We start from the raw sequence: 19,707 nt of genomic DNA, 5'->3' as shown, positions 1-19,707 counted from the left end.
ATTTTTGACCTTAAAACAAATTAAATTTAATCCTTTTAAACACTGGGGAATCATCAGCGACTTGTATAAGCAGTCCTTCCCAAAGGAGGAGCGAATTCCCTTCTTTGGACTTGGCTCTTATCATTGAGAAAAATGGATTTACACTGTGTCCCTATCTCATTCGTGAATTAGGCGTTGACTTTGCTCTTATGAGCCAGACAGGGCAACTAATTCCATTCGACTATCAGGATATCTTTGACAATTTCTCTTTTGGACTTGGAGATGTATCGATTCGTCCGATAAATTAATAAAACGTACCTTACCAAAATTGTACTGAACTAAAAATATTATCTAATTGAGAAAAGAACAAAAGTTTTGGTCTATAATATAGATATTTTCTAGTATCGCATGTGGAGGCAGTCTCACTGCTTGTACGAGCCTAGAAAATATGTAGAAGGAAAAGCCTTGGTGACAGGGCTTTTTGTCATATAGTGGGGAAGTATCATAGTGTGAACTAGTCTTTAGTAGCTGAATTTTCAGTTTAGGTAAAATAGAACTTATTGAAATAGTTATGTGGATTATTTCATTACTTCTTTAATCATTTTAAAATCTTTAAATTAAGATTTGGAGAATTTAAATAATATTTGCATTTGAAAATGAAATGATTAATAAAACAGCTTCCGATAAGATATTTGACATTATTAGTTTCGTGCACTACAATAGAAGTTACATACCGATGGTATGATAGAAAGGGACTATAATGGCAAGGAATAGAAACTCACATGAAACTAGAAAAAAAATACTAGAGGTCTCTAAAAATCTATTTTTAGAAAAAGGATTTGATAATACTTCAATACAAGATATCATAGATGGCTTAGGTGGATTAACAAAAGGTGTTATCTATCATCATTTTGAGTCCAAATATGATATACTGCAAACGATCATTAGCGAAAATAATCAAGAAATTTTAAATTATAATTGGAGAGGAAATACTGGATTAGAAAAGATACAAAATTCTTTGATGGACTCTTTCTCTAATTTTGAACACCAAAGGCTCGTTTACTCTGCCTCAATCATGCTAAGAAGTCCACGTTTGTTAGGAGAGCAGTATCTAGGTCTATTTTCTGATTTTTTACCCGAAATTAGAGAAAAAGTTTACGAAGGAGTTGAAGATGGGTCTATTAAAACAGAATATCCAGAAGAGCTAGCAGATTTAATTGTTTTAACACTAAATATTTGGATTGGTTTTCAAATTTCCGTTTTTTCATTAGTAGAATTAAAGCGCAAAATGAATTTCATTAAACTTACTTTTGAAGGTCTAGGGGTACAGTTAATTTCTGATGAAATGATGGAGGTGATTTTCAACTTATTCGATCACTTAAAAAAATAGTAAATAAGTCGTCGCATGACATTCTTGTTAATACTCATTTCTATTTATGTATTATCAATTGAATAAATTATCTTACATAATTTATAATTAAAAAATAACATACTTTAAGTGTGTTATTAAAAATCTATTATACATACCGTAGGTATGTTTGTTTTTAGTATAGACATACCGATAGTATGTATAGTGACATTTTCTGAAGAATAAACTTATTTTTAAATATTTGTCGAGATTAGTCTGAATAGTTTATTCTTTATTTACGCTTTGGAGGAAATAATCTATGTTGTCGCTTATTAAAATTGAATTAAATAAAGTTTCTAAATCTAAATTATTTTTAGCTTGGTTGTGTACTATATTTATAGTGTTAGGTATTACAGCAATCATTATTATGGGTTTAGGTACTGACAATAAACTAGGAGAATTCACTGGACAGGATTCTAATGTTATTAGAGTTACTGGTAAATGGGAAGGTTGGGCAATTGTAGCTTCATTATTTTCATCTTTATTTACAAAAGCAGCATTTTTGATTTTCGAATCTTATTTATTATCTACGATTATTATTGATGAATTTAAACGAAGAACAATTTTTCAGTTGTTTTCTTACCCTATTTCTAAAATAAAGTTACTTTGGGGAAAAATTCTTTCAGTCATTCTAATAGCATTTATTGCCCATTTTTCTGCACATTTAGTGATTCAATTATTCATTAGATTCCTGGCTGTTGTAACTGAATCTAGTTATATCCCTCTAGCTAGTCAATTAATTAACTTAGCTGGAATAACGTTTGGAACAGTACTAATAGGCTTACTACCATTTGTTTTAGGTATGATTAAGCATTCGACAGCTATAACAATGCTTACTGGACTTGGTTTAGCAGCATTACTTTCGAATGCCAGTCCAGGAAGTTTATCTAATAATATTGCTGATAACCTATTCTTTTTGATATTTGCATGTTTCATAAGTTTAATGATTACTTCTTTTTCAATCTCTAGTATTTCAAGACAAGATATTAGTATCAAGTAGCATACCTGAGTTTAATTGAAGGAAAGTGATAATTCCTTGATGATTTCTATAAAAAAGAGACTGTATAAGTTGGTAGTTATGCACCGGAAGAAAAATTCTAGCATTTAAAGCTAGATATAGAAAGAGAGATAGAAATGAGAAATATCGTTGAAATAAAAGAAGTTTTTAAAACAATTGATAAAGAAGAAATTTTAAGTGGTATCAACCTTCAAATTGCTGAAGGAGAAATCTATGGTTTTTTAGGACCGAATGGTGCTGGAAAAACAACGTTAATGAAATGTATGTTATCCCTATCAACAATTACATCAGGTAGTATTGAAATTTTTGGGAAAAATCTACAAGAACACAGAGAAGAAATCCTAAGTCAGATTGGAAGTATTATTGAATCACCAATTTTTTATGATAATTGCACTGCAAAAGAAATCTTGGAAATTCACGCTCAGTATATGGGAAAAAATATTATTGAATCAGATATAATAAGAGCCTTAAGTATGGTCGGATTAAAAAATACGACTAAAAAAGTAAAAGAGTTTTCGTTAGGAATGAGGCAAAGGCTTGGTTTAGCTCGTGCCTTTCTAACAAAACCTAAATTGTTAATTTTAGATGAGCCAATCAATGGTTTAGATCCAATAGGGATTCAAGAAATTCGAAATCTTTTGTTGTCGCTTTCTAAGGAGCATGGAATTACTATTCTAATATCGAGTCATATATTATCGGAAATTTCACAGATAGCAGATAAAATTGGCTTTATCAAAAATGGAGAAATTGTAGAACAGGTTTCTATGAAAGAGATTAGGAGAGAGAATATTGACTTAGAAGAATATTTTATGTCACATTTTCTAAATGAAATTAAGAATTATGAGGTAGATTAAGGATGAAACAATTGATAAAGAACCATCAGAAGGCTTTTTATGCTTTCATGATATTTAATATACTGGTCCCTTTAACTAACGTTGCTTTTGCTTATTCTATTAAAGGTATTATTGATAGTGGCATGTCCCAAAATAAAGAAGCCTTAACTCAAGCGGTACTAGTAGGAGCTACTGTTATTTTCATCTATGCAGCACTCAACTTTATATCTCTTCGATTGAGAAATAAACTTGTTAGGCAAATCATGTCAAGATACAAAAACAAGGTGTTCCAATCTATTTTAGATAGGGATTATAGAGACTTTTCTAAAGAAAAATCAGGGAAATTTATTTCCGTATTAACCGAAAATATGAAGAAAATTGAGCAAGATTATCTATACCAGTATTTTAATATTTCAAAAAACCTTTCCTTAATGATTTTTTCACTTCTAGCTATGTTTATAGGTAATTGGTTTTTGACCTTATTAGTTATCATTGCTAGCATTATTCCAATGATGATTTCAGGATTTATTGGACAAAAATCAGCCTCTTTACAAAATAGAGCTATGGTTGCCGATCAGAAGTATTTAGCTAAGGTTAAAGATATTTTAGCAGGATTTCTTGTTATTAAAAGTTTTAATGTGAAAGATGCTATCTGTGAGGATTATAGTCATGAAAGTGAAAAATTTGATGAAATAAATTTTATAAAAGGGAAATTTGACGTTTTAGCTAATGTTATTTCACAGCTTTCAGGGATGATTGTTTTTTTGGTAGCCTTTGGTGGAGGGATGTATCTCGTATTTAATAGCTCTACCACAATTGGGAGTGTAACAGCTATTGTTCAACTGGTCAATTTTGTAGTAATGCCACTGAATGAAGTTGGAATGGGAATAAGTAAATTTCGTGAAGGTCAGGCAACACTAGATGCATTTGAGGTAAAAGATGTAACTGAGCTTCAGACTGGTGAAACAAAAGAATATTTCGATGATGTTATTTCTTTTTCAAATATAGACTTTTCTTACCCTAATACTGAAGAAAAAATTTTTAATCATTTATCTTTGAAGATTCAAAAAGGGGAAAAAATTGCAATTGTAGGAATGTCAGGGAGTGGAAAATCAACTTTGCTCAATCTATTACTGCGTTTTTACGATGTAACAAGTGGGCACATCTCCATTGATAATATAGATTTGCAAGCTATTTCAGCAGGGAGCCTTTATAACTTAATGACTATTGTTCAACAAGACATTTATATCTTTGATGATACTTTAAGATCAAATATTACTCTTAATCAATTCTTCACTGATGAGGAAATAAAGCAAGCGGTACAGCAGTCAGGTTTAGAAAGTTATGTTTTAGAAAATGAATCTGGTCTACAAGCTTTATGTGGAGAGAATGGCTCAAATCTATCTGGCGGACAAAAACAAAGACTTAGTATTGCGCGTGCCTTAATTCGAAAAACACCAATCTTATTATTGGATGAGGCTACCTCATCTTTGGATAATCAAGTAACTACTGAAATTGAAAATTCAATCCTGGATATTCAAGATTTGACTGCACTTGTAGTAACCCACAAGTTGAATGAGAACATTTTGAAAAAATACGATAGAATTCTCTTTATGAAAGGTGGCGTCATTGTTGAAGATGGTTCTTTTGGTGACTTGATGGATAGGAGAGGTGAGTTTTATAAGTTGTTTGAGTTGAGTGTGTAATTCTCTTTCGTTCTATAATATAGGAGTATACTAGCACGACATGTTGAAGCGGTATCACTGCTTGTGAGGCCTAGAAAATGTGTAGAATGAAAAGCCTTGGTGACAGGGCTTTTTATGGTAAGTCATTTGATATTTTTATCTGAATCATATTTCTTCTTCATGTTACAATAAATATATACAAAATAGAACGCTTAGAAAAATGGAAAATATAATGGTTAACCAAAGCAAATATGTGTCTAGTGATTTTCCAGAGGCAACGTATCAAGTGGCTTTTGAGGATTTGAAAAAGAAAATTTTAGTCGGGCATCAGGAAATTATTCAAGGTAAAGTCTCTTCTCTAGCTGATGCGAGAAAGGAATTTGGCCTTGACTAGGTAGGTTGCGATATTGTCTCTCTTACTTGTAACAGAGCTAAGCAGAGTAAATAGTAGAATAATAAAGGTGAACATAGACTTTCAAGTAAATATAGTACTGTCTATATGAGACATTTTGGAGGGTATCAAATATGAAATTTCATGAGTTTGGTGATAAAAATTTGCCTCCCATTTTATTGATACATGGTGGGGGTAGCTCTTGGTGGAATTATCTTAGACAAGCTCGTCTCCTGTCTCATAATTACCATGTCATTTTACCTACACTTAATGGTCACGGTGAAGAATATCAACTTGATTATGTTTCTACTGAAGATTCTGCCTTAGAAATCCTAGACTATATCAAAGAGAATTGTGATGGAAAACTGTTTGCTTTAGGTGGAGTTTCACTTGGAGGTCAAATTGCTATGGAACTTTTGTCCTTAGACAGCGATATAGCTGAGAAAGCTATCATAGACGGAAGTATCTGTATTCCTCAGCCAAGGTTGGCGAGATTTAGCATCTTTTTGGTATCTTTATTTGGTAAACTGATGTTTAGTAAATCCTCTTGTAAACTTCAGTTAAGCTTAATGAATAAATTCTATCCCCAATTAGCTTACCCAGACGAGATAAAAAATTTTTATATGGAGGATATGCCAAGGACGCCTATCAAAACATTAGTGACCATCTCTTCAACTTATATGGGGCATTATAAGTTGAAGAGTAGGATTTCTAAAAGTAAGGCGCAGGTTCTCTATATTTATGGTGAAAAAGAATTGAAATGTGTTAAGGAGTCAGCTAGGTTATTTGAGCAGCTGCATCCCAACACTATCTTGTTTGAGGCAAAAGGATATAATCACGGCTATTTATCAGCCTACCTACCTCAAGAGTGGATTGACTTGGTTGTTCCATTTTTGAAGAATAATAATTGATTAAACTTTATTAATTTAGAAAGCAGAGTCTCATGGAAGTCAAAAAATATAGTCCGCTTAATTCCTTAAAAAAGATAGCAGATAACCTATGGATTGTAGATGGGGAAGAAGTACTGATGAATTTCAAACTCTTCAAAGTGCCTTTTTCAACTAGAATGACAGTTATCCGTCTGCAGAATGGTGGTCTTTGGGTGCATTCACCGATTAAGCCTAGTGATAATTTACTTTTTGAAATCAAGCAATTAGGTGAGGTAAAACACCTTATCGCACCCAATGTCTTACATTATAGTTATATAAATGAGTGGCATGAACTATTTCCGGAAGCAGAAGTATGGCTAGCTCGTGGTGTTCAAAAGCGTGCCAGAAAATCGGGAATGAATTTAGATTATGGTCATGAACTAGAGAAAGCCAATTGGAACGAAGAAATTCTTTTTATGACATTTGAGGGAAGTTTTTATGTGAAAGAGGTTGTTTTTTTCCATACTGAAAGTTCAACTTTGATTTTAACGGATCTTATTGAAAATATAGAAGCTGAGAATTTATCGCTTTTTGAAAAGCTACTTTTTAAAATAGGTGATAATCACTATCCAAATGGTAAAACACCAAGAGATTTAAGACTAAGTTTCTTATTTGGTAAAAAACAAGCTTTGAGGAGCTATCACAAAATAAAGAAATGGGAACCTAAGAATATTATTATTTCTCATGGACCGTGTATCATTGGACAAGCAAAAGAGATGTTAAAGCAATCGTTCTTCTGGCTAGAAAAATAGGGTTATGTGGTTAAGGGAACTTGTCGAAAGACAAATACGAATACTTCGACCTCTGTATTTAAAAGTTTCATTCATTCGCCGCACGCAAAATAACACCCCACAAGCTACAACTTGTGGGGCATTTTCTTTTATTGGTTCTTCACCTACAAAATAACATCTGTTTTTTCAACTTTGTAGAGGGCTATTCCCATGATTAGGGTCAAGACAAGAAGAATTAAAATAGCAGGGGTCCAAGAGTTAAAGAGTTGTTTGCTTGAACCAAACAAAACTGGTCCAAGGGCCGCAAAGATATAGCCTCCGGTTTGGGCTAAACCTGATAGTTGGGCTGTTTTTTCATGGGTGCTAGCCTTCATTGAAAAGGCAACCATCATGTAAGGGAATAGGACACTAGCAGAACTTCCGATTAAGAGGTTAAGGACCAACCAATACACAAAGCTGTCTGTATTGACTAGGAGCATGGCAACTCCGACGAATCCTGCTAGGACGGTAATCACTAGCATCAAATGGCGGTTACGATCAGCAAGTTTAGTGATTAGGCTAGGAACGATCATAGAGAATGGAATACTTGTCAGTGTGAAAACGGAAGCTAGAATTCCGGCATTGGCTTCGCCGGCACCAGCTTGAGTGGCCATGGTTGGAAGCCAAGTGATAGTGGTATAGAAGAAGAGTGACTGTAATCCACCGAAAATCATGATGGCCCAGACTTTGCCACTCTTATACCAACTGCCTGAATTTTCGTTAGTAGAAGTATCTTGTTCTAAATAATGATTGTGACGGACATTAGGAAGCCAAACCACAAGAGCCAAGGCACAGACTGCTGTCAATACCCAGACCAAGCCTTGCCATGAGGTTGCTTTAGTGATTGGAACGGCTACCGATGAAGCCACGGCTGTGGACAAGCCCATGGCTGTAATATAGAGTGTAGTTAAGAATCCTAACTGATTTGGTTCATTAGCCTGAATTAGGCTTGGGAGAAGGACGTTGATAAAGGCAATCCCAGCTCCGACTAAAAGCGTTCCCACATAAAGAAGAGGGAGATTGACGGTACGCAGAGCCGAACCAATAGTCATCACAATTAAAACACCGAGGAAGAGTCTTTCGATACCAAAGCGTTTGGCCCAGCTGGCCGCAAAAGGCGAGAATATTGCAAAGGTCAAGAGAGGCAGACTTGTCAAGAGACCGAGGGAACTGACCTCAATACCTAGACCAGAAGCAATGTCTGATAAGACAGTGGATAAGGTTGTGAACGGAGCCCGCAAAACGATTCCTAGAAGAAGGATTCCAGGGATTAGAAAATGTGAATGTTTCTGTTTCATAAAGCATCTCCATGTTTAATAAGGGTATTTAAATTGATAAGAATATGACACTAATGCGTCACTTTCATCTTACCATAAATGATGGGGGTAATGAAAGCGATTACACTACATTGTCGCAAAGAAAAAGAGAGAATCTTTAGTTATAAAATTTTATTCTACTGATTATCTAATAACATCATTTTATTTTAAAAAGGCTGAACATCTAGTCCAACCTCTTTTCGATATTTTTTTAAATTTCATACCCCATGAGGAGTCCACCTTCTTCGGCATAAAAACTACAAAGTCCAGAAGTAGGAAGGACTTCGATGCTTGCTTGGGCAAATTTTTCACGAACCAATGCAGAGAATTGCTCGATAAATTTGTCATTGTTGCGGTGGGCAATCGTAATATGTCCACCTGTATAACCAGCCTTGATCAGTTCATCAAAGGCAGCTTTGATAGCTTTCTTTTGGCCACGAGCTTTTTGAAGCAACTCTAGGGTACCAGTCTTACTAGCTTCACCGACCATACGGATATTGAGGAGTCCAACAACGGTGCCAACCAGTTTACTTAGACGACCATTCTTCACCAAATTATCAACTTTGGCTAAAACAAAGAGCAACTTAGTTTTGGCTTGGTAAGCTGTGATGGCATCAAGGACTTGGTCGAACTCAAGGCCTTCAGCAACTAAGTGATTGAGTTTACGAACGAGAAGGTCGACCTCGCCACCAGCTGATAGACTATCAATCACGTGAATCTTGGTATCAGGATGCTCTTCCAGATAAATTTTCTTAGCAATTTCAGCACTATTGTAGCTACCAGAAAGGGTTCCAGTGATTGTCACGACAACTATATTGTCCGCTCCTTCAAAGGACTTCATATAGTCATCAGGACTTGGACAAGCAGATTTGGAAGCAGTTGTAGTCGCATACATCTCCTCCATCATTTGATCAATATTGAGTTGGGCATCATCCCTGTAAATGGTTTCGCCCACTTGGATAGTCAAAGGAACACTGACAAACTCCGTATCTGGTGCCAGATTGTCTAAAGAACGGTAGTCACAGCCTGAATCCGCAATAATTTTCCATTTCATAGGTTTATACCTCATATCTGCATAATGTACATTGACAAGTGTTTTGTCTTCTTTTACAATTTTATCATGAAGTGCATTGCTATCATAGTAGATCTCATCAGGTGTGACAGATAGAAAGTGAATGTTATGGCAGAAAGAAAAATCTCAGAGAAATCCTTGGAAAATCTCAAACGATTTAACCAAGAAAATAAAGCAATTACACGAGAATCCATCGAAATTTCTCTCCTGCAATTGTTGGAGAAAAAAGACTTTAAAAAGATTACCATATCGGAACTGGTTGAGCGTGCGGGTGTATCTCGTGCTGCCTTTTATCGCAATTATGGTTCTAAGGAAGAGATTTTAAAATCTATTTTTGAGTCTTGCATTACAAAGATTACTAAGTCCTTGGACAGCTATAATCTCAAGACGGATCTTTACCAAGTCTGGGTTTATCTCCTTAAGGAAGTCAAAGAAGAAGCCAAAATCATCAGTCTTGCCATTGATTATAATTTTGAGCAGGTATTGACCAAGGCAGTTTATGATTTTTTGGAAAAACGAAATGGTAGCTCATCAAATGGTGCCGGTAGCTACCTCAATTCCTTTTGGAGCTCAGCTATTGTCTCAGTGATTTCCAAATGGGTCAAGGATGGCATGAAGACCCCAGCTGAAAAGATTGCCAAACTTGGTCTCCCGCTTTTTCCACAAAAGAAGAAATAATCCCCTTGCTACTACAACTAATTGGAGGTTCAGTATGCCAATATATGAATTTTGTGCAGAGAATGTGACTTACTTAGAAAAAGCTTTTCAAGCCGGTGCTCAACGCGTGGAGTTGTGTGATAATCTGGCTGTTGGAGGCACGACACCTTCTTATGGTGTCATAAAGGCGGCTGTTGGGTTGGCCAAGGATTATCAGGCTAAGGTGATTGTGATGATTCGTCCACGAGGGGGCGACTTTGTCTATAGCCAGCAGGAATTAGCTATCATGCTAGAAGATATCAAGTGTGCGCGTGAATTGGGTGTTGACGGCTTTGCACTAGGTGCTTTGACTTCAGAAAACCAACTCGATACAGAAGCTCTAAAGACCTTGTTAGATGCTAGTCGAGACCTAGAGGTCACCATGCATATGGCCTTTGACCAAATCCCTAAAGCAGCTCAGTCTAGTGCTATTCAGTGGCTTAAGGACCACGGTGTGACGCGTCTTCTCACCCGTGCTGGAACTCCTGAGACTGCTCTAGACTTACGCTTGAAACGTTATGCAGAATTGGTTCAGCTAGCAGACGGTCAGTTGGATATTTTAGCAGGAGGTGGTATCTCCGTGGCTAATCGTGACCAATTTCTTGCCATACTTGGTCTTGAGCAAGTTCATGGAACACGTGTCGTCTTTTAGATTTACAATGGAACCAGCTTCTTGGCCCGGTTCCTTTTGATTTTTGTGCAATGGGAGGCACTTTGCTTTTCTAGTCATTCTTTGATAAGCTATTACTATAGCATTAAAAAAATTGGGGGATGTATGTTAGATAATTTGTTAAAAAAGAACCCTGTCTTGGGTGTCATTCTTTATCCGTTATTAGGGTTAGGAGCTATTTGGCTTGGTCACTATTACTCACAGAGCCTTTCGCTATTGGAAAAAACGGGTGGTCAGATCAAGGTTAATACTTTTGTTTACATTGCCTATCAATTAGGTGGGACCAAACTCGTCATGGGGTTCTTTATTCTTTTAGCGCTTTTCTTTTTCTATCTGGGCTATACTTATCTTAAAAAACTTGGCAATACTCAGAAATAAGAACCAAGTTTATACACAAACTGCGGCTACTTGCTTGCAGTTTTTTTCGTTCCTAACGGCTACCCTGAGGCACTCATTGAGTTTCAATGACATTTTTACACTGCAAAAAGTATTCTGAGAATAAGTAGATGTCAAAATCTGGTATAATGAAGCCAAGGAGGCGCCTATGAAACATCTAAAAAAACAGACGCTAATTCTTTTATCTATCTCTAGCTTGCTACTTATCGGTTTAGCAGTTTTTGCACATCTCCACAAAAAAGAGGAGCAAGCAAATTACTCCAATCTTAATAGTAAGGCTAGTATTAGTGAGGTGCGAGCCATACTCTCAAAACATTTGAACGAGGAGAGTGTGGATAACTTTATCAATCTCGTCACGGATTACAATGACACCGTGGGTTCTGTAGGTCTTTCTGGGAGTTTTGCGCCATTTACCAAAACAGACTATGATGTGGAAAAAATCAGTAGCCTGTGGACAGCCAAGCATGGTGACTTTATCGGTACCAACTGCCGTATCAACACCTACACGCTACTGAAAGGCAAAATCAAGATTCCAAAAGTCAAAAGTGATAGTGAGCTCCTTTTCCAAGATAAGGATGCGATTGACAAGGGCAAGCTCTTTGATGCCAAGGATCAGGAAAATTTTGAGATTCTTTTTTCAAGGGTCAAGACTGAAGCCACCCAAGATGTCAAGATTCATGCCAAGCATATGGAGGATTACTACAAGCAGTTTACCTTTGATGACAAGGCACGCATGCTGTCGGTTGTTGTTCACGATAATCTGGATGGAGATTCCCTTTTTGTCGGTCACGTCGGAGTCTTGGTACCTACGACAGATGGTTACTTATTTGTTGAAAAATTGACCTTCGAAGAGCCCTACCAAGCTATAAAATTTGCTAGTAAGAAAGATTGCTACAAGTATCTCACAACCAAGTACAAGGACTATACTGGACCAGGTCTAGCCAAACCCTTTATCATGGACAATGACAAATGGGTGGATATGGACTAGCTTAACGTGAGAAGAAGGTTTTTTATAGGCAAGAAAAGGAAGCAAGATATGAAAAGAAAACGAGCCTTGTTGCTTTATCTGGCGGGGACCCTTGGACAGATCTTACTGGTCAGTCTCCTAGTTTGGCTGCTAAGAGCAGGAGGAGTTAGGGTTGATTATGGAACTCCAATTGGCCTTTTTACCCTTATCTTAGGTGGATTGTCATCAGCTATTTGGGGAGGCTATGTTAGCATCCGCTATCATCACTCCAGTTTTAAACAACTTGTCAGAGATTTTTTCCAAGTCAAACAGCCTCTTAGTAACTATTTCTTAGTCCTCATTTTTCTAGGTTTGGATTTTTTACCATTAGTCTTGAGTGGAGGGATGATTTTCCAAGTTTGGTATCTCCCCATTATGTTATTTTGTAAAGCCCTTGTCTTTGGTGGTATCGAAGAAATCGGTTGGCGCTATTTTTTCCAGTCTGCCTTACAAGAAAAGTTGACCTATCTAGTGTCCACACTTTGTACCTTTGTAGCCTGGTCACTATGGCATTTGCTCTATTTTTACATTGATGGGTCTATGTCCACGATTCATTTATTGCCATTTTTGCTAGGTTTATTAAGCAACTGTTTTATCTTATCCGCCATTTATACAAACACCAGAAGCCTTTGGCTTTGTGTGATGACACATGCGCTTATCAATGCTTTATCGCAACTGTCATCAGCGGAGAGCCTTTGGTTGTCCCTTGTGATTAAGGTGTTGATAATTCTTCTTGCCATGAAAATTGCTAGTAGCAGTATGGAGAAGGTTAAATCCTAAGAGCAGTTATGTGACTGCTCTTGTTTTCCACTCAAATGACCTTGCCCATCTTTTTGAGGCATGTTATACTAGAAGAGTATTGTCAAAATTTTCTGACATTACAGGTGGAAAGGAGGTGCTAATGCCTTTTAAAAAAACAAAACACCTTGTTTTTTCCCGCTACCTAAGCCTGCTCTGTTTGCTTCTACTTTTACTAGTAGCGTCAGTTTTTGTAGCAGTGTCTTTAGGGGCGGTCACTATAGATATAGGTGATACCTATGGTGTCATCTTCAGTAAATTGGGGCTTCCGATGGCCAGTCATAGCATAGCCAAGCCACTTGAAGCTATTATCTGGAATATGCGAGTTCCTAGGGTTCTCCTAGGGTTAATAGTTGGTGCAGGCCTTTCCATGTCTGGTAGTGTCATGCAGTCAACCGTTAATAATCCGATTGCCGAACCCTATATCCTGGGAATCTCGGCAGGGGCAACTTTTGGAGCAACCTTGGCCATCATTTTAGGCCTTAAGGCTGTGGTAGGCTTGGGTGCCTTTGTGGGGGCTATCCTAGCGACGGTTCTTGTCTTAATCATTGCCTCTATGCAGGGGAGAGTGACCACATCTGGCCTGATTTTATCTGGAACAGTTGTTAATGCCCTCTTTATTGCCTTTGCCAATTTTATAATCTCTATTGGAGCGACAGCAGACAGTGTCATGACCATTAAGTTTTGGACCATGGGTTCATTGACAGGAACATCTTGGTCAGATTTGACGCTTCCAGCAGTAGTGGTTGGTTTGGCCTTTCTCTTTTTCTCAACTCAGTATCGTGTCTTCAATGCCATGATGATGGGAGATGAGGCAGCTTTGACTTTAGGGATTCCACTTAAACTCTACTGGTATCTTTACATTGCCATTGTTGCGGTCATAACGGCTGTCTTGGTTGCTAGCTGTGGGATTATCGGCTTTGTCGGCTTGATTACCCCTCATATTGCTAGAAGTTTAGTCGGGACTAACTATCGTAAGCTTTTTCCAGTGGCGACGCTCTTAGGCTCCTTGTTTGTGGTTTGGGCAGATGTCTTGGCTAGAATCCTCGTCAAAAATGCAGAGCTACCTATCGGTATCTTTACAGCCTTAGTTGGCGCACCTTTCTTTGTTTATATTGTGACTAGAAATCGTAGGAAGGTGGTTTAGTCTTATGGATGTAAAGTGTAAGGATATTCATTATTCGATTGGAGAGAAAAAAATCCTAAACGGTGTCTCTCTAGAGGTTAAAGGTGGGCAATTCCAGACTATACTGGGACCAAATGGGAGTGGGAAATCAACCTTGCTTAAAACCATTTACCGCCAGTTGAAACCAGATAGCGGTCAGATTTTTCTTGATGGAAAATCCCTAGATCTGGTAAGCCTCAAGGAAACAGCAAAAGAAATGGCCGTTGTGACACAGTTTAACACCCTTCAGTTTGATTGTACGGTGGAAGAAATTGTCATGCTTGGCCGAACGCCTCATCTTTCCTTTCTGCAAAAAGAATCGGAGCGAGATTACGTCCTCGTTCAGGATGCCCTAGACAAGGTTGGCATGTCTGAAAAGAAGGCCCGCTATTATTCGTCCTTATCAGGTGGCGAAAAACAAAGAGTCATCCTGGCGCGTGCCTTGGCTCAGGAACCTAAACTCCTTTTATTGGATGAGCCTACTAATCATTTGGACATTAAGTATCAGTTGGAGATGTTGGCCCTGGTCAAGGAACTCGGCATTAATGTTCTGGCAGTTCTCCACGATATTCAATTGGCCTGTCGTTTTTCAGATTATATCTACTTAATGAAAGGGGGTGAGATTGTTGCCCAAGGTGTCCCAAGGGATGCCGTAACCCCACAATCCTTGCAGGCGGTTTATGATGTTCAGAGTCGTATTACTTGGACAGATGACCAGCAGGCAATGATTCAGTATTTATAAGCCTAGGAAAGGAAGGCCTTATGAACAAGAAAACATTTCGTATCGCATTAATCGCTGCAGCAGTCCTCACATTGACAGCATGCAGTTCTACATATAAAAACAGCACATCATCGTCATCAGCAGCAAAAGAAACGGTGAAAAAGACTAACTCAGAAACCCAGTATCCTTTGACTGTCAAAACTTATGACGATAAAGGAACTGAGCTAGATCAAGTCTTCAAAAAGGCACCAGAAAAGGTTATCACCAATAACCTTTCATCAACTGAAATCTTGATTGAGCTTGGTTTGAAAGACAAAATTGTCGGTATGCTTAACCCCGACAATGAAGTAACCGATAAATATAAGGATGACATTGCTTCAATCCCACATATCGGTGATAAGAAAACAATTTCTCAAGAAGCCATCTTGGCTTACGGACCAGATGCTCTTATTGGTCGTAATATGATGTTCTCAGACAAGTCAATGGGAACCATCAGCACATGGAACAGCAACGACATTCCTGTTTATACCCAAAAAGCTTCTGTCTCAACAACCAAACAAGATTTGAATAATATCATCGAAGATGTTAAAAATATTGGTGACATTTTCAACGTCCAAGACAAGGCAGACAAGTATGCGGGACAACTTCAAAAGCGTATCGACGCTGTTAAAAAGAAAAACAAGTCTTCTGACAAAGACTTGAAGAAGGCTCTTATCATGTGTGCCTACAACGATGAGACCTTTGGAACTTACAAATCTGCCCTTCAAGAAAGCATGCTCAATCAGCTTGGTTATACCAATGTTGCGACAGGAACATCAGATTTGACTCTGGAAAATCTCGTGTCAATGGAACCAGAATTGATTATCTATGTAACCAGTGACCGTAATAAGGCCATGGACAAGGAAGCAACAGACAAGATGGAAAAGAACGCTGTTCTTGAAAATGTTCCAGCCGTTAAAAACAAGAAAATCATGACTATTTCTTATGATGAGCTTATGGATTACGGTCCATCTGTGATTGATTCTCTTGAAAAGGTTAATGACTTTGTTAATAAATAAAGACTTTGTCTGCCATGACATTCAGGTTACGGTTGCCCTTCCTGAGTCTTATGATTTCAAGAAGGCTTATCCAGTTGTTTTTTTGAACGATGGGCAGCTTGAGTATCTGGGAAAAATCGCAGATTCTGTTATCCTGGTTGGGCTTGAACCTCAGAATCGCTTGGATGATTTTACGCCTTGGCAGGCTCAGGCTCTGAGACCTGGAAGCCCTGATTTTGGCGGTAAGCTAGCCAGCTATCATGACCATCTATTTGGCCATATTTTCAAAAGCATCGCACAAGAGTTTCGACTGGATGAAAGTCGCATGGCTTACGGAGGCTATTCGCTGGGTGGTTTGGCTGCTATTTCCAGTCTTTATAGCAGTGATAAGATGCCTTTGATCTTCTCCATTTGTGGATCCTTCTGGTATCCAAATTTTGTAGCTTACTGCAAAGCCCACCAGCCCATCAATAAGTCTTGCTCGGTCTATTTACGTAACGGTTTGACCGAGGGGGCTAATCATAAGAATAGATTGGCCAAAGCTCCTAGTTATGCCAAAGAAGTGCATGAACTTATCAAAAAACAGAGCGTGTCTACTTATTCAGCATTTGACCCCTACGGACATCATGACCATCTCCAAAAAAGATATGACGCTTTTTCGGATTGGTTGATTGAGCAGTGGAAGCTTTAGTTTTAACATGGTGTAAGAAAGAGCACTAGACAGACTAAAAAAGTAGTGAAGAAAATTCCGACGATGGAATCTCTTCACTACTTTTTGTTATGCTCGAAAACTACCATCACAGTTGATGCTTCCGAAAAGTTTTTAGACATGAATCAAAAGACGCCTTAACTCTGTATATTAAAGGTAATTTATTTACCTTTGACTTATATCCTAACTTCAAAAAGGACAGGACTATTATTGTTGCTGATGCAGTAACTTATATAATTTAAAACTTTTTTGTTGGAGAAGTAGAAGGGAAAAAACTATACTTTGGTGCCTGAGAATACTTCGATATGGTTCCCTAGTATTTTTATATCTACTGGAAGATTATCCGATTTGTCTCCATCAACATCTGACTCTAACTCAACCTCTGAAGAAATCCTAATATTACGCGCTTTGATATATTCGATATTATCGTTACCTACTAGATCCCCTTTTAACAAATCTGGGATAGTCGATAATTTAGAAATGATGGATGCATCTTTTAAAATCAAGATATTTCCATATCCATCTGTATTTTCATCAAATAGTTTTTTGTCTGCATAGTAATTAGATAGAAGAACTAAGACCTGACTAGCTTCACCTTCATAATTGCCATTTTCGCTTTCAATACGAACATTAAATACATCGTCTTCTACAACGGACTTCATCGTATTGATTGCATATGCAAAGATACCGTACTTTGTTTTATCTTCAATATCAACGTTATGAATAGCTTCTGGTAAAGATCCAACACTAAAAATATAGCCAAAATAATTTTGATTAGCTTTTCCAACATCAATGGTTTTAGTAAAATTGAAGTCAAGTTCTTCAATCGCTTGATCAATACTTTGGTTGATTTCTAATAGCTTAGTGATTAAATTACCAGTTCCACCAGGAATAATCCCAAGTTTTGGGATGTGATTTTTTTCAGCAATCCCTGAAATAACCTCATTTACAGTACCGTCTCCACCAAAAACAATTACTGCATCATATTTTTCTTTAGAGGCTTTTTCAGCAAATTGAGTTGCATCTTTGGCTTTTTGCGTAATCTTAGTTTCAACATAATCAAAATACTCTTTAGCCTTATTCTCCAAGATCTCTTTATAATCTAATGCTGTTTCTCCTCCAGAAGTTGGATTAATAATTATCATTACTTTTTTCATTGCTATTTTCTCCTATGGACTACTAGTGACAATACTTTTCAACGGTTTCTTATGCTTATCAAATTAATATCTCACATTACTTGTTGTTATTTGGGGATTCTTTTTACTTATCCTTTTCTATTTGTTGAAGATCATCATCGTTTTTATATTGAATGATGTAGTCGACTAATTCTTTTTCAGTTAATCTATCATTTGTTAATTGTGAAACCTGAATCGAGATATTTTTCAAACCATATTCATTTTGTTTGTTAATGATACCTTGTAACTCAGCTTCTGAAAGATATTTACCTGAAATGGTTAGCTTTAGTGTATTATTTTCTTTACTATATTTCTTTTTCAAAATAGTATGGTTTTCAAATTGATCAGATAGATAATTATTGATAGACTCATTGATTAGCGTATCTCTAACTAAGGTAGTTGCAGAAGCTAAACTTGGAATAATAAGAACAAGCGAGACTAGAATTAATATTTTTCGCATTTTAGAGGCTTCACGATTATGTTTAACATAAGGATTATTAACCATCATCACATTAGTGCCAATATATGTAGCAATCATAATAAAACTGCAGTTAATGGAGAACAAATATGACGCCCCTATCATATACTCAAGATTTCCTGTGGCAATAGAATACCCCACGGTACAAACGGGTGGCATAAGAGCAGTTGCAATGGCGACACCAGGAACAATGTTATTAGCTTCTTTCTTTCGTGCTCCAATAATGCCGGCTAATCCACCGACGAATGCTATTACAACGTCCCAAATTGTGGGCGAAGTTCTAGCAATAATTTCCGTACTTGCGTAAGAAATGGGCGAAAGTAAAAAATAAAGTGTAGAGGCTAAAAGGCTTACTGCAACTTGAATAAAAAGAACTTTAAACGATTTTTTGAGAAGTTTTGTATCTAATATTGCTAACGCAAAACCTACTCCAAGGATAGGTGTCATCAATGGAGAAATCAACATTGCCCCTATGATTGTTGGAATAGAATTCATATTCAAACCAATAGATGCAATCAATATCGCACACAATAAAGTGGTTAAGTCACTTTTTGATAAATCTAAATCCTCATAGATTTTGTCCCTAAATTCTATTAGAGAATAAAGTTTACCATCCTTCAAAACTTTTTCCATAACAGTACTCCCTCTTTGTTACTATAGTCAACTTTTGAAGAAGTTAATCGGTATCGTTTGATCTCTTTTGTAAGGAAAGGATTTCCTGAAGAAATAACTTTTTAGCTTCGTCCTCTGATGATGTTTCTAAATCGTCAATCATTATTTTTGCAACTTCTTTACGAGAGCTTGTTCCATATTCTTCTTTCAATTCATAATCAATTCTCTCCTCAAAATTGGTATAAGGATATTGACCAAGTAGTACATTTATACGTTGATCAAATTCATAATCAATCCACCACTTCTCAAACAATTCTTTGAAAGCTTGCAAATCTATTTCAGAATCCAATAGGGTTAATGCATCCATAAAACCTGTTTTATATCCATTAATTTCTGAGCATAAACCAACGACCTCATCCTTATTAATTTTGGCCAATTCCTGACGCATTTCAAGCAAATCCTTGTCTGCAAAGAGTCCTTCAAAGCCCTCAAGTTGTTTACTAAATTCGTCTAATTTAGTGTAATCCTGACGATTCAATGTTTCTCTAATATCCATAATTATCTCCTTTTTGAATTTTAAACTCCTACTGAAAATAACACAGTATCCTGTGTATGATTTAGGTTTTTTATTGGATGATACTTCATAAAGAAAAAGTGTGTAAGGGTTTACATATTTCAATTATACATTTTATTTCCACTTTCGTCACTCTCACTTCTTAGGGAGTTTTTTTAACGTTTTAATTGGCTAAAAATCTTATGGTCATACCAACATAATCAAATGTTTTATTGATGAATCATTCAATTATCAGAATGGTCTGATAATAATAACTATAAATGTAGAGT

General features: G+C 36.8%; 22 protein-coding genes. 17 read left to right on the top strand and 5 right to left on the bottom strand.

Annotated elements, in window-relative coordinates; genetic code table 11:
* The first annotated feature begins 104 nt into the window (after positions 1-104).
* The 8 genes from H7T98_RS01400 (at position 105) to H7T98_RS01365 (ending at position 6,995) form a co-directional block, all read left to right on the top strand.
* A complete protein-coding gene (locus H7T98_RS01400) occupies positions 105-287 on the top strand; it encodes a hypothetical protein (RefSeq protein WP_002890497.1) in 183 nt (60 codons plus the stop codon).
* 452 nt (positions 288-739) lie between these two features.
* The gene (locus H7T98_RS01395) at positions 740-1,369 is read left to right on the top strand and encodes a TetR/AcrR family transcriptional regulator (protein ID WP_002890498.1); all 630 of its coding nucleotides are present in this window, start codon (positions 740-742) and stop codon (positions 1,367-1,369) included.
* Positions 1,370-1,646: 277 nt separating this feature from the next.
* Entirely contained in the window at positions 1,647-2,387 is a 741-nt protein-coding gene (locus H7T98_RS01390; RefSeq protein ID WP_002890499.1) for an ABC transporter permease, read from the top strand.
* 134 nt (positions 2,388-2,521) lie between these two features.
* Positions 2,522-3,259, top strand: coding sequence for an ABC transporter ATP-binding protein (locus H7T98_RS01385; protein WP_002890501.1), 738 nt, complete (start codon positions 2,522-2,524; stop codon positions 3,257-3,259).
* A 2-nt stretch (positions 3,260-3,261) separates the two neighbouring features.
* Positions 3,262-4,944 (top strand): ABC transporter ATP-binding protein, encoded by a 1,683-nt coding sequence (locus H7T98_RS01380; RefSeq protein WP_002890503.1) that lies wholly within the window; start codon positions 3,262-3,264, stop codon positions 4,942-4,944.
* A 199-nt stretch (positions 4,945-5,143) separates the two neighbouring features.
* A complete protein-coding gene (locus H7T98_RS10245; protein ID WP_002890505.1) occupies positions 5,144-5,317 on the top strand; it encodes a hypothetical protein in 174 nt (57 codons plus the stop codon).
* Between the two features lie 131 nt (positions 5,318-5,448).
* Positions 5,449-6,225, top strand: a complete 777-nt coding sequence (locus tag H7T98_RS01370; RefSeq protein WP_201043325.1) for an alpha/beta fold hydrolase — start codon at positions 5,449-5,451, stop codon at positions 6,223-6,225.
* 32 nt (positions 6,226-6,257) lie between these two features.
* Positions 6,258-6,995, top strand: coding sequence for a DUF4336 domain-containing protein (locus H7T98_RS01365; protein ID WP_175057486.1), 738 nt, complete (start codon positions 6,258-6,260; stop codon positions 6,993-6,995).
* Between the two features lie 143 nt (positions 6,996-7,138).
* On the opposite strand, the gene H7T98_RS01360 is transcribed toward H7T98_RS01365, so the two are convergent.
* Both H7T98_RS01360 and H7T98_RS01355 read right to left on the bottom strand, forming a co-directional pair.
* On the bottom strand, positions 7,139-8,311 hold the full coding sequence (locus tag H7T98_RS01360; RefSeq protein ID WP_175057487.1) for an MFS transporter: 1,173 nt from the start codon (positions 8,309-8,311) through the stop codon (positions 7,139-7,141).
* 229 nt (positions 8,312-8,540) lie between these two features.
* Positions 8,541-9,383: a DegV family protein gene (locus H7T98_RS01355; RefSeq protein ID WP_003093981.1), complete on the bottom strand. Its 843-nt coding sequence runs from the start codon at positions 9,381-9,383 to the stop codon at positions 8,541-8,543.
* 126 nt (positions 9,384-9,509) lie between these two features.
* On the opposite strand from H7T98_RS01355, the gene H7T98_RS01350 reads away from it, so the two are divergent.
* From H7T98_RS01350 to H7T98_RS01310, 9 genes are all read left to right on the top strand, one after another.
* Positions 9,510-10,079 (top strand): TetR/AcrR family transcriptional regulator, encoded by a 570-nt coding sequence (locus H7T98_RS01350; RefSeq protein ID WP_195917833.1) that lies wholly within the window; start codon positions 9,510-9,512, stop codon positions 10,077-10,079.
* A 34-nt stretch (positions 10,080-10,113) separates the two neighbouring features.
* On the top strand, positions 10,114-10,749 hold the full coding sequence (locus tag H7T98_RS01345; RefSeq protein WP_003094690.1) for a copper homeostasis protein CutC: 636 nt from the start codon (positions 10,114-10,116) through the stop codon (positions 10,747-10,749).
* A 123-nt stretch (positions 10,750-10,872) separates the two neighbouring features.
* Positions 10,873-11,145: a hypothetical protein gene (locus H7T98_RS01340; protein ID WP_195917831.1), complete on the top strand. Its 273-nt coding sequence runs from the start codon at positions 10,873-10,875 to the stop codon at positions 11,143-11,145.
* Between the two features lie 166 nt (positions 11,146-11,311).
* Positions 11,312-12,151 carry a DUF4300 family protein gene (locus tag H7T98_RS01335; protein ID WP_201043327.1) on the top strand — a complete coding sequence of 280 codons (840 nt, stop codon included), beginning with the start codon at positions 11,312-11,314 and terminating at the stop codon, positions 12,149-12,151.
* Between the two features lie 48 nt (positions 12,152-12,199).
* Positions 12,200-12,949, top strand: a complete 750-nt coding sequence (locus tag H7T98_RS01330) for a CPBP family intramembrane glutamic endopeptidase (protein WP_201043329.1) — start codon at positions 12,200-12,202, stop codon at positions 12,947-12,949.
* A gap of 121 nt (positions 12,950-13,070) precedes the next feature.
* Positions 13,071-14,114 (top strand): FecCD family ABC transporter permease, encoded by a 1,044-nt coding sequence (locus H7T98_RS01325; protein WP_201043331.1) that lies wholly within the window; start codon positions 13,071-13,073, stop codon positions 14,112-14,114.
* 4 nt (positions 14,115-14,118) lie between these two features.
* A complete protein-coding gene (locus H7T98_RS01320; RefSeq protein ID WP_201043333.1) occupies positions 14,119-14,874 on the top strand; it encodes an ABC transporter ATP-binding protein in 756 nt (251 codons plus the stop codon).
* Positions 14,875-14,894: 20 nt separating this feature from the next.
* On the top strand, positions 14,895-15,911 hold the full coding sequence (locus tag H7T98_RS01315; RefSeq protein ID WP_175057490.1) for an ABC transporter substrate-binding protein: 1,017 nt from the start codon (positions 14,895-14,897) through the stop codon (positions 15,909-15,911).
* Entirely contained in the window at positions 15,892-16,581 is a 690-nt protein-coding gene (locus H7T98_RS01310; protein WP_037611460.1) for an alpha/beta hydrolase-fold protein, read from the top strand. The genes H7T98_RS01315 and H7T98_RS01310 overlap by 20 nt, the downstream gene beginning before the upstream one ends.
* A gap of 293 nt (positions 16,582-16,874) precedes the next feature.
* On the opposite strand, the gene H7T98_RS01305 is transcribed toward H7T98_RS01310, so the two are convergent.
* The 3 genes from H7T98_RS01305 to H7T98_RS01295 all read right to left on the bottom strand — a co-directional run bounded on the left by H7T98_RS01305 (position 16,875) and on the right by H7T98_RS01295 (position 19,300).
* The gene (locus tag H7T98_RS01305) at positions 16,875-17,756 is read right to left on the bottom strand and encodes a diacylglycerol/lipid kinase family protein (RefSeq protein WP_002886150.1); all 882 of its coding nucleotides are present in this window, start codon (positions 17,754-17,756) and stop codon (positions 16,875-16,877) included.
* 103 nt (positions 17,757-17,859) lie between these two features.
* Complete coding sequence (locus H7T98_RS01300) at positions 17,860-18,885, bottom strand: DUF389 domain-containing protein (protein WP_073686253.1); 1,026 nt, start codon at positions 18,883-18,885, stop codon at positions 17,860-17,862.
* A 43-nt stretch (positions 18,886-18,928) separates the two neighbouring features.
* Positions 18,929-19,300 carry a hypothetical protein gene (locus H7T98_RS01295; protein WP_037604021.1) on the bottom strand — a complete coding sequence of 124 codons (372 nt, stop codon included), beginning with the start codon at positions 19,298-19,300 and terminating at the stop codon, positions 18,929-18,931.
* Positions 19,301-19,707 lie beyond the last annotated feature (407 nt).

The organism is Streptococcus sp. 23.2, from assembly GCF_016648665.1.
Taxonomy (GTDB): domain Bacteria; phylum Bacillota; class Bacilli; order Lactobacillales; family Streptococcaceae; genus Streptococcus; species Streptococcus salivarius_E.
This window is presented reverse-complemented; position numbering and strand designations above follow the sequence as displayed.